The sequence below is a fragment of the Cupriavidus sp. IDO genome (genome assembly GCF_000812465.1).
GTDB lineage: Bacteria > Pseudomonadota > Gammaproteobacteria > Burkholderiales > Burkholderiaceae > Cupriavidus.
This window is the reverse complement of sequence record NZ_JWMA01000126.1, coordinates 1-9,543: the sequence shown is the minus strand read 5'-3', so window position 1 is coordinate 9,543 and position 9,543 is coordinate 1. Positions and strand designations below refer to the sequence as shown.

Sequence of the window (9,543 nt, the reverse complement as noted above, 5' to 3'; positions counted from 1 at the left end):
CAGCAACCGCCTGGTGTACTTCGCCAACGACGATGAACTGACCATCATCGCTTGTCGGCTTCACTATGGCGACAAGTAAGCCTTAGAACCGGTTCCTGGCACAGCTGCTCGATCATGCTCGAGGTGCCGTCAGCAAGGACCAGCGCGACCAAGATGCCCGCCGGCACAAACAGCAAGTCCAGCAGCTCACGCGGTCTTCGCGGATAATTGCCAACACCGCCTGCATCACCTTCGGTTGGTAACGACCCGATAAGGCAACGTTATCGCGCCTTATCGTCTCCTTCCGCGTCGCTGCCTCACGTTCTCCGAACGCCGCTCGCTGAGGCACCCGTTGCTTGTCCGAGTGGACGGGGAACGCAACGGCGGAATCCGGCAAGTGCCGACCGCTTTGCGGCTGACGGAAGTCGCTTCCCGGCCAGTTGGGGACGTTTGCTGCCTTGCTCCCGCTGACATTCGAATGTCGGCTTCGCCCTCACAAGGGCCATGCAGAGCCGGCGAGCGCCATTACTTTGCGTTCCACTCTGCCGTGGTCAGCTTGGCGATGAAGAGGTCGGCGAGAGCGCTAACCTTTGCTGGTCGTGCGCGGGCAGTGGGTGTGACGAAGTACAGACCGCCTTCGGGCAAGCGCCAGCCAGTCAAAATCGGTTCAAGCTGACTGTCAGCAAAGTAATGAATCGCAACAAATTCAGGGAGTTCAGCGATCGCAAGTCCCGCGAGGAGCGTGGGCAGCAAAGCGCCGCAGCGGACGAACCTTCGTCGGCGACCTTCTCAATCATCGCAAGCCATTCGAAATCTGGCAGCTTTGACATCGACAATCCTGCAACGATGGTTTTCATTCATTTCAATTTCGAAAAATAGCATGCCGCCGTAGATTTGTCTCATCCCACTCAGGAGAGATAGATCATGGTACGCAGACTCGAAGGAAAAATAGCTGTCGTCACCGGCGGTACGACCGGTATCGGCCTCGCCACCGCCAAGCGTTTCGCAACTGAAGGCGCGCAGGTCTTCGTTACCGGCCGTCGTCTGGCCGAGCTCGATGCAGCCGTTGCCGCGATCGGGCCGAGGGCCACTGGCATCCAGGCGGACTCCGCCAATCTCAGCGATCTCAATCGCCTTTACGAGAGAGTGAAGACAGAGGCAGGTCGTATCGATGTGTTGTTCGTCAATGCTGGTGGCGGCTCAATGCTGCCTTTGGGATCAATCACCGAAGAGCAGTATGACGACACGTTCGGTCGCAACGTAAAGGGCGTGCTCTTCACGGTGCAGAAGGTACTGCCGCTGCTAGTCGATGGTGGCTCAGTGATCCTTACCGCTTCCAACGTCAGCATCAAAGGCACACCAGCGTTCAGCGTCTATAGCGCCTCGAAGGCCGCGGTGCGTAACTTTGCCCGAAGCTGGACGCTCGACCTGAAGTCTCGCGGCATCCGTGTGAACGTCATCAGCCCGGGCCCGATCAAGACGCCGGGCCTAGTTGACCTGGCCGGCCCGGATGCCGCACAGCAGCAAGGTCTGCTCGACTACATGGCCTCGACCGTCCCACTTGGTCGCGTCGGCGATCCCGACGACGTCGCAGGTGCAGCCGTCTTCCTCGCCTCCTCCGATGCGAGCTTCATTGCCGGCACCGAACTCTTCGTCGATGGCGGACAAGCTCAGATTTAACGAGAGGTCCGAGAGCCGCGCAGCGGCTCTCGGACCAGCCACTCATCGCGATGGCCGATGGCCTACTGCATGTGGGCGCCTTCGGTGGCGGCCGTATCAGCTTCGACGGTCGCCGCCACAATGAAAGAGAAGGTTACGAAAATGATTGAAGTTCTTGCATTCGCTACGCCTAACAGCGTCAAAGTGCCGATAGCACTGGAGGAAATGGGGCTCGACTATCGGCTCGTTCCCGTCAACCTGCGCCAGGGCGAACAGAAGACCGACGCCTTCAAGGCGATGAATCCCAACGCAAAAGTCCCGGTTCTCATCGACCCTTCCGTTCTTGGGGACGGCGATGTGGTCCTGAGCGAATCCGCCGCGATCCTGGTCTACCTTGCAGAAAAGACCGGACAACTTCTTCCGAAGGATGGCCTCCGCCGCGGCAAGGTCTTCGAGCAGCTCTTCTTCCACGCATCCGGCCTCAGCCCGGCATTCCTCCAGGCGTTTCTGGTCGCGATTCAGTCGTCACCCCAACCCGAGGCCCAAGCGCGCGCGTTAGCGGACGTTGACCGGACGCTGGGCGTGCTCAATCTCGGCCTTGAGCATCATCGGTACGTTGCTGGTGATGCATACAGTGTCGCGGACATCGCCCATTTCGGGTGGGTGTGGCGCCATCAGGCAATTGGCGCGACCCTCGACAAGTTTCCATTCGTCGCTCGTTGGTATGACGAGATTTCGGCTCGACCCGCAGTCGTCACCGCCATCGCAAAGACCTTGGCGCTCGCTCAGTAGTGCGTGCAACGTTCCATTTTTCAGCCATCTACACAATGCGACTTGGTTCAGTCCGCAGTCGATCACTCAGGAGAAGTGTTATGAATGAGCGTATCCATGAACTGCTTCAACGCAACCTTCAGGAGGTTTTCGGTGAAGGCGATGCAGCACGTCGTCGCGAGGCCATCGAGGAACTCTACACCGAAGACTGCGTGCTCTACGTGCCACCGGGCACGTTCACCGGGCACGAGGCTCTCGACAAATTCGCCGGAGATCTTCGCTCAACGCACCCGCATTTCGTCTATACGCCGGTCGGCGAACCTCAGGCGCTTCACAATGCCGGTCGCCTGGCCTGGGGCTCCGGACCGCGCGGCGAGGCATCCGACTATACGGGCTTGGATGTGATCATCGTTCACGACGGGAAGATTGCGGCGCTCTATGTCTTCCTCGATTCCATGCCCTCATAGCCGCGTGGCACGCGGACGGAAGACGTACGACAGTTCAATTGACTGAACGACCACTTTGTTCCGGCAACGCAACAGCCAAAGGCCGCTGCAGGCTGCGCTTGAGCAGGGTAATCAGGGAACGGCAGTGACAGGTCGGCCAAAGCCGACCACCACCCTTTCCTCACCTGACTCATGGCGGTCAGACAGGGCACCATGGACTGTCAGAATATTCTGCTACACGCCGAGACGCCCCTGGCTCTCGGCAACGGTGATGGTCAACTCCATTCCGGCACCAAATCCGAGATAGTCCGCCTCCATCCCGTCGGAGAAGATGACTTGCCCTTCTCTGGCAGACATCTATTTGGAGAACATCATGAGCAAGAAGCTCGAAGTCGAAGTCGCTGCGCCTGACGCGTTCTCGAGGCGACGCACCATACTAAAGGCTGCAGTCGACTTGGGCATGCTGGGTCTGGGTGCGAGCCTGATTGAATTGCCTGAAGCGCACGCGGCGTCGGCGGGTTTTGTGTTGCCGCCTGCCTCGGACGCAGTGACGCCATTCCGAGTTAGCGTTCCTCAGGGTGCAATAGATGACCTCAAGCGCCGTTTGACGTACACACGGTGGCCGGAGCGGGAGACCGTCAGCGACTGGACGCAGGGCGTTCCCCTCGAAAAGGCCCAGACACTGATCGCCTATTGGCGCGACAAGTACGACTGGCTTCGGTTCGAGGCTCGTGTCAACGCCTTCCCGCAATATCGCACGCGGATAGACGGACTCGGCATTCATTTCGTTCACGTACGTTCGCCTCACCCGGATGCGCTGCCGATCATTCTCACGCACGGATGGCCGGGATCGTTCGTGGAGTTCATGAAAATCATCGGCCCGCTCAGCGATCCTACGCGCTTCGGTGGGCGTGCCGAAGACGCCTTCCATGTCGTCGTGCCGTCGCTCCCGGGCTTCGCGTTTTCTGATAAGCCGACCGAGACGGGCTGGGATGTTATACGGATCGCCCGCGCTTGGGCAACGCTGATGCAACGCCTTGGCTACGACCGCTGGGTCGCCCAGGGTGGCGATTGGGGTGCGGGAGTGACACACGCCTTGGCTCACCAGCGGCCTCAGGGCCTGATTGCAGCCCACGTGAACTGGCAATTCGTTTTCCCGGAGAAGCTGCCGGACAATCCTACGCCTGCTGAACGCAAGGCGATGGACCGGGCGGCATGGTTTGCGAACGAGCAGAGTGGCTATTTTCGCGAGCACGCGACACGCCCGCAGACGATCGGCTATCCTCTTGCAGATTCGGCTGCGGGCCAAGCGCTGTGGATTTATGAGAAGTTTCAGGCGTGGACCGACAATCACGGCAATCCCGAAGATGCGCTGAGCATCGACGCAATGCTCGATAACATCAGCCTCTATTGGTTCACCAACACGGCCGCATCGTCTGCACGCATATACTGGGAAAACACCCGCGGCGGCTTTGGAGGCCCCCCTTCCAGAGGGCGGATCGAACTGCCAATGGCGGCGTCGGTTTTCCCGCACGAGATCTTCTGCCCACCGAAAGCCTGGGCCGAGGCGCTCTGGCCGAACCTCTTTTATTGGAATGAACTCGACAAGGGCGGGCATTTCGCTGCGTTCGAGCAACCAGCGCTCTTCACCGATGAGCTGCGAAAGGCCTTCAGGTCACGGCGCACTTAACGATTTAAGTACGGCCTGCGTACGCTACGCTTCGCTGACCCTCCATCGCGACAAACCGTCGAATTACAAATGAAATGACATGTATCACGGAAACCAGTGTTGCCATAGGTCGGCAGCAGTTTGCTCGCCTTGTGCCGCGTAGCGTCTCCAAAAACCGAGGGCGATTTCAGGTTGCGTAACGGGGCGAGCGCCGGCTTAACCTTGGAAGCGGTCGTTGCAGTGGCCCGAATCCGAACGGCGGTTCAGGGATTTCATCGCCGAGGACAACCCCACCAGGATCATCGACGCGTTTGTTGAAGAACTGAATCTCGAGTCGCTCGGGTTCGAAGGTGCCAATCCCTCGACTACAGGTCGCCCTTCATATCATTCTGCCGTCCTGTTGAAGATATACATCTATGGCTACCTCAACCGGGTCCAGTCCAGCCGCCGTCTGGAGCGCGAATGCCAGCGCAATATAGGGTCGAGGGTGTGTGAAAACGTCTCGATCACCTAGACTGGATCAACGCATTCAGATTGGGGGACCAGATGAAGCGATTCATAGAGGGAGAAGACCGCAAGCAAGCTTCACTGCTTCCAGAATGCCTCGATGAGAGCTGATGTGGCTTACCGGTCGACTGGCGCCGGACTTCAAGACGATTGCAGACTTCCGCCGGGATAACAGCACGGGCATTCGCAATGTCTGCCGTCGTTTCGTTGTTCTGTGCCGAGATCTTAAGCTGTTCTCACAGGCCATGGTCGCCATCGACGGCAGCAAGTTCAAGGCAGTCAATACTCGGGACCGCAATTTCACTGCTGGCAAGGTCGACAAGCGCCAGCACCAAATCGAGGAAAGCATCCATCGGCATCTGAGCGCGCTGGAGACTGCGGATCGTACGCAGCCAGCAGAGCTGGAACTCAAGACAACTCGACTGTGCGAGAAGATCGCGCAACTGCGTCAGCAGATGCATAGTCTTGACCGGATAAAGGAAGAGCTCAAGACCCTGCCAGATGGTCAGATCTCGATGACCGATCCTGATGCGCGCTCGATGGCGACAAGTGGCAAGGGCTCTGGAATGGTGGGCTACAACGTGCAGATGGCCGTTGATGCCAAGCACCATCTGATTGTCGCTCACGAGGTCACAAATGCCGGCAGCGACCGGGCGCAGCTCAGCTCCATGGTTCAAGCAGCTCGCAACGCTATGGGTAAAACCAGACTTCGGGCGGTAGCTGATCGTGGCTACTACAGTGCGCCTCAGATCAAAGAATGCGCGGCGCCGGTATTGCAGTGCTCCTGCCTAAGCCCACGACATCGGGGGCAAAGGCTCATGGGCGATTTGATAGGGCAGACTTCATTTACATTGCCCGGGATGACGAATACCAATGTCCCGCCGGCGAGCGCGCAATATACCGTTACACCCGAGAGGAGCACGGCCTGCAATTGCGCCGCCCTGCTCGAGCTGACTGAAGTCGACCAGCTTGAGTCAGTCGGCCATGGATTTTCGATGACCGAGCCGGCCGATGAACTGGGATCCGGCCACCCCCGCCAGAGGTCCGGTCAGGGTTCGCGAACGGTCATTCAAGTGGCGTTTGCGATCGTCTCAACATGGGCCTATTCGGGCGCCGCAATCAGAACGGCAGCGGCAGCGAACGGAAGACGGACAGAAGGAAGTCTGATCGACCGCGAAGCTCAATGGCCGAGCACTGCACCCTCAGTGCCTGACGGCCCGGGAACGTGCCAGTTACCGCTTCAGCAAGGGCGTGACCACCTGCTCCAGCCGCTCCGCTGTCCAGGCCGGACTGGCATCGTCCCAACCGTTATCGGCGAGCATGCCCGCGCGGTCGATGGTGAAGTTCACTGGAAGGCGCCAGACCCGGCCGTAGCCGCCCGCGTAGGCGCTGCCCAGCAGCCCAACAGGAAAGGCAAGGCTGGCAGCCATCTTGCGCACGTCGGCAAGCGAATCCGGGGTGTCCAGGCTGAAGCCAAGCACGGGCCGCACCACGTCGCCCAGAACGTGAGAACGACTACCTGGCCACGCAAGTCTCGCGTATCGATGGTGCGTCCGTCGAGCGTGCGCAATACCAGCGGCGGCGCAGGCCGACCAACCGTCAGACTCTCCGCGCGCGCCGGCATATGCCAGCTGCCCAGTGCAGGTCCGCAGGCAAGCGCGGCGGCTGCCCGAAGCCAGTCGCGCCGAGACGACACGTCAGAACGCATAACTCACCCCCACGTTGCCGGTCCAGCGGGGGAATAGTTGATACCCCTGGAGATTGCTATAGATTGCCCGCTGCAGGAAGGCGTACATGTGCACGTGTTCGCCTACGGCAACGGTAACGCCAGGGCTCAGGTAAAGCACGCTACCTCCCGTACTGATGGTATCGGCGAGTGCGCCCTGGTCCGTGCTTTTGTGGGTGAAATTGAACTGTAACTGAGGTACCACCTTTGGGTTGGCGACGTAGCGCAGGCCGGTGCTCACGGTCAGGAGATTGCCGGGACGATAGTCCGCATTCACGTCGCGCAGCCGTTCCATCACCGCCGCCTGGAATTGGCCGTTGATGAAGGCGTCGAAATTCTGGCTGACGGGCTGGTAATAGTACGCGCCGAGGATCAGGTCGGTGCTGCCGGTGCCGGGTTGCAGGCTGGCGTCGAGCGCCTGACCCGCGGCCGCATTCGGGCCTGACGAGAAGAACACCGGGCGGCCCACGGTGGCGCCGGTGACTACATTCTGGCCGCCGTAGGCGCCCGTGGGCAGCTTCACACCAAGTTGCACCCCAAAGTTTCGGGTGGGCAGGAAGCCCTGGTAGGTGCCGATGAGCTTGATATCGCCCAGGCCGCTGGCGGTCACACCGCTCACGTTGTCCGGCGTGAGCTGGTCGGAGGTGGCGTTGCCATACGTGGTGTGGCTGCGGTCGATGATGGGAGCAATGGTGCTGAAGCTCCAGCTACTGTTTGGGCTGTAGGTCAGGCCCAAGTTGTAGTAGCGATTGATGGTCTGCTTCTCCACCTCCTGGCTGCCACCAGCGTCGTTGATCGCGGCAGCTGGAGATGACCCGCTTTTTTGGACACCCGCTATCTTGAACCGTAGGGGGTACCCATCATGGCCAAGACTCGAGCGCCGTATGCCGCTGCTTTCCGGCAGCAAATGATTGACCTCGTCCATGCCGGCCGGACGCCGGAAGACCTGGCCAAGGAGTTTGAACCCACTGCCCAGACCATCTACAACTGGGTCGCACAGGCTGACCGTGACGCGGGCAAACGTCACGATGGCCTGAGCACTGCCGAGCGCCAGGAACTGACCCATCTTCGTAGAGAACTTCGGCAGGTCAAGATGGAGCGCGATATATTGGCAAACTGACTTCGCGACCCGTCGCGGCCCGGGCAGAAGAAACACGCGGCGCCTACACTCTCGTGGCACCCGGGCCCGAGGCCGTCAGCTTTTTGGCGATATTCCACCCCGTCGGCAAACATGGTCCAGGGGATCTGCGGACCCGATTTTGGTGGCGCTTCGGTGACCCCGTTTAGGAAAGTGATGCTTGTCCGTGTCCCCGTCCGGGCGCTCAACGCAGGAGGTGACCATGAGCAGGCGATCCAAGGCGGTAGGTCTACCGATTCTCAACGCACGTGCTGCGGCCGTCGATATCGGTGCCCGCTTCCATGTCGTGGCGGTGCCCAGCGAATTGTGTACCGAGCCAGTGCAGACGTTTCAAGCCTTCACCGGTGACTTGCACCGAATGGCCAACTGGTTGTCCGCGCTGGGGATCACGACGGTGGCAATGGAATCCACCGGCGTGTATTGGATTCCGGTGTATGAGGTGCTGGAGGACGCGGGGCTGGAGGTCATCGTCACCAATGCGCGCGAAGCGCGCGCCGTGCCCGGCCGCAAGAGCGATATCAAGGACGCCCAATGGTTACAGCGCTTGCATGCTTGCGGCCTTCTGCGGGCCAGCTTTCGTCCGGGCCGGGAGATCGCGGCGCTACGCGCGTACCTGCGGCTTAGAGAAAGGCATCTGGATTACGCTGCCGCCCACATCCAGCATATGCAGAAGGCATTGACGTTCATGAATCTGCACCTTCATCACGTCGTCAGCGATGTAACGGGGGCGACCGGGCTGAGGATCGTGCGGGCCATCATCGCCGGCGAGCGTGACACTAAAGTACTGGCACGCATGCGTGATCTCCGATGCAAGGCAACGCACGAGGTGATCGAAGCCGCGTTGCAAGGCAACTATCAGCCCGAACACGTCTTTGCGCTACAGCAGGCACTCGAACTGTATGACTTCTATCAGCGACAGGTCGAGCAATGCGACCGGCAGATCGAGCAAGTACTGACGAGGCTTGCTGCGCAATCCCCTGCGCCCACCGCACCGCTGCCTAAGCCACGTCATCGAACCAAACAGCCCAACGCCGTCGATTTCGACACGCGACCACTGCTGCATCAGATCACGGGCACGGATCTGACTCAAATCCATGGCATTGGCCCCTACCTCGCGCTGCGCCTGGTCTCGGAATGCGGCACCGATCTGAGCCGTTGGCCGACTGCTAAGCACTTTACGTCTTGGCTGTCGCTGTCGCCAGGTTGCAAAATCAGTGGCGGCAAGGTCCGGTCTTCGCGGACACGCAGGTCGAGCAATCCCGTCGCTGCCCATCTTCGCTTGGCAGCAGTGACGGTGGGCCGCACCGATACTGCGCTTGGCGCCTTTTACCGGCGCCTTGCGGGCCGCCTCGGCAAGGCAAAGGCGGTGACGGCGACAGCACGGAAGATTGCCGTGCTGTTCTATAACACAATGCGCTACGGGGCCGACTATAAAGATCCCGGTGCCGATTATTACGAGGCGGCTTACCGAGACCGTGTCGTCAAGCAGCTTCAGCGCCGAGCGGCAAACTTTGGGTTCCGCCTCGAAGCCATTGAGAGTGTTTCTTAGGAAAGCCGCGGCTTGGTTCGCCCGGGAGACCGGAACGGTACCCGACAAGGGTTCGAATTCATGAAGGCGAATCAGGCCACCTGGCCCTTGGCGACCATG

At 60.1% G+C, this 9,543-nt stretch carries 7 protein-coding genes and 4 pseudogenes; 8 read left to right on the top strand and 3 right to left on the bottom strand.

Annotated features, from left to right (window positions below; genetic code table 11):
* Positions 1 to 504: 504 nt before the first annotated feature.
* Positions 505 to 753: pseudogene (locus RM96_RS37775) on the bottom strand (LysR substrate-binding domain-containing protein); the annotation flags it as partial.
* On the opposite strand from RM96_RS37775, the gene RM96_RS38965 reads away from it, so the two are divergent.
* From RM96_RS38965 to RM96_RS40300, 7 genes and pseudogenes are all read left to right on the top strand, one after another.
* A complete protein-coding gene (locus RM96_RS38965) occupies positions 670 to 858 on the top strand; it encodes a hypothetical protein (protein ID WP_039014992.1) in 189 nt (62 codons plus the stop codon). The pseudogene RM96_RS37775 and the gene RM96_RS38965 overlap by 84 nt on opposite strands.
* Positions 859 to 903: 45 nt before the next feature.
* Positions 904 to 1,659: an SDR family NAD(P)-dependent oxidoreductase gene (locus tag RM96_RS27990; RefSeq protein WP_039014991.1), complete on the top strand. Its 756-nt coding sequence runs from the start codon at positions 904 to 906 to the stop codon at positions 1,657 to 1,659.
* A 141-nt stretch (positions 1,660 to 1,800) separates the two neighbouring features.
* A complete protein-coding gene (locus RM96_RS27985; RefSeq protein ID WP_039014997.1) occupies positions 1,801 to 2,430 on the top strand; it encodes a glutathione S-transferase family protein in 630 nt (209 codons plus the stop codon).
* Between the two features lie 80 nt (positions 2,431 to 2,510).
* The gene (locus RM96_RS27980) at positions 2,511 to 2,876 is read left to right on the top strand and encodes a nuclear transport factor 2 family protein (RefSeq protein WP_039014990.1); all 366 of its coding nucleotides are present in this window, start codon (positions 2,511 to 2,513) and stop codon (positions 2,874 to 2,876) included.
* A 352-nt stretch (positions 2,877 to 3,228) separates the two neighbouring features.
* The gene (locus RM96_RS27975; RefSeq protein ID WP_039014989.1) at positions 3,229 to 4,545 is read left to right on the top strand and encodes an epoxide hydrolase family protein; all 1,317 of its coding nucleotides are present in this window, start codon (positions 3,229 to 3,231) and stop codon (positions 4,543 to 4,545) included.
* 214 nt (positions 4,546 to 4,759) lie between these two features.
* Positions 4,760 to 5,002: pseudogene (locus tag RM96_RS27970) on the top strand (transposase); the annotation flags it as partial.
* 133 nt (positions 5,003 to 5,135) lie between these two features.
* Positions 5,136 to 5,971: pseudogene (locus RM96_RS40300) on the top strand (transposase); the annotation flags it as partial.
* A 292-nt stretch (positions 5,972 to 6,263) separates the two neighbouring features.
* Here RM96_RS40300 and RM96_RS27960 read toward each other — a convergent pair.
* Positions 6,264 to 6,739, bottom strand: a pseudogene (locus RM96_RS27960) (peroxiredoxin family protein).
* Positions 6,729 to 7,913, bottom strand: coding sequence for a transporter (locus tag RM96_RS27955; protein WP_238587446.1), 1,185 nt, complete (start codon positions 7,911 to 7,913; stop codon positions 6,729 to 6,731). The pseudogene RM96_RS27960 and the gene RM96_RS27955 overlap by 11 nt, the downstream one beginning before the upstream one ends.
* A gap of 184 nt (positions 7,914 to 8,097) precedes the next feature.
* Between RM96_RS27955 and RM96_RS27945 the strand changes: the two genes are divergently transcribed.
* Entirely contained in the window at positions 8,098 to 9,444 is a 1,347-nt protein-coding gene (locus RM96_RS27945; RefSeq protein ID WP_039014988.1) for an IS110 family transposase, read from the top strand.
* Positions 9,445 to 9,543: the final 99 nt, after the last annotated feature.

Excerpts from the sequence above, each read along its gene's own strand:
- RM96_RS38965 (WP_039014992.1), top strand. The coding sequence starts at position 670 with ATGAATCGCAACAAATTCAGGGAGTTCAGCGATCGCAAGTCCCGCGAG.
- RM96_RS27990 (WP_039014991.1), top strand. The coding sequence starts at position 904 with ATGGTACGCAGACTCGAAGGAAAAATAGCTGTCGTCACCGGCGGTACG.
- RM96_RS27985 (WP_039014997.1), top strand. The coding sequence starts at position 1,801 with ATGATTGAAGTTCTTGCATTCGCTACGCCTAACAGCGTCAAAGTGCCG.
- RM96_RS27980 (WP_039014990.1), top strand. The coding sequence starts at position 2,511 with ATGAATGAGCGTATCCATGAACTGCTTCAACGCAACCTTCAGGAGGTT.
- RM96_RS27975 (WP_039014989.1), top strand. The coding sequence starts at position 3,229 with ATGAGCAAGAAGCTCGAAGTCGAAGTCGCTGCGCCTGACGCGTTCTCG.
- RM96_RS27945 (WP_039014988.1), top strand. The coding sequence starts at position 8,098 with ATGAGCAGGCGATCCAAGGCGGTAGGTCTACCGATTCTCAACGCACGT.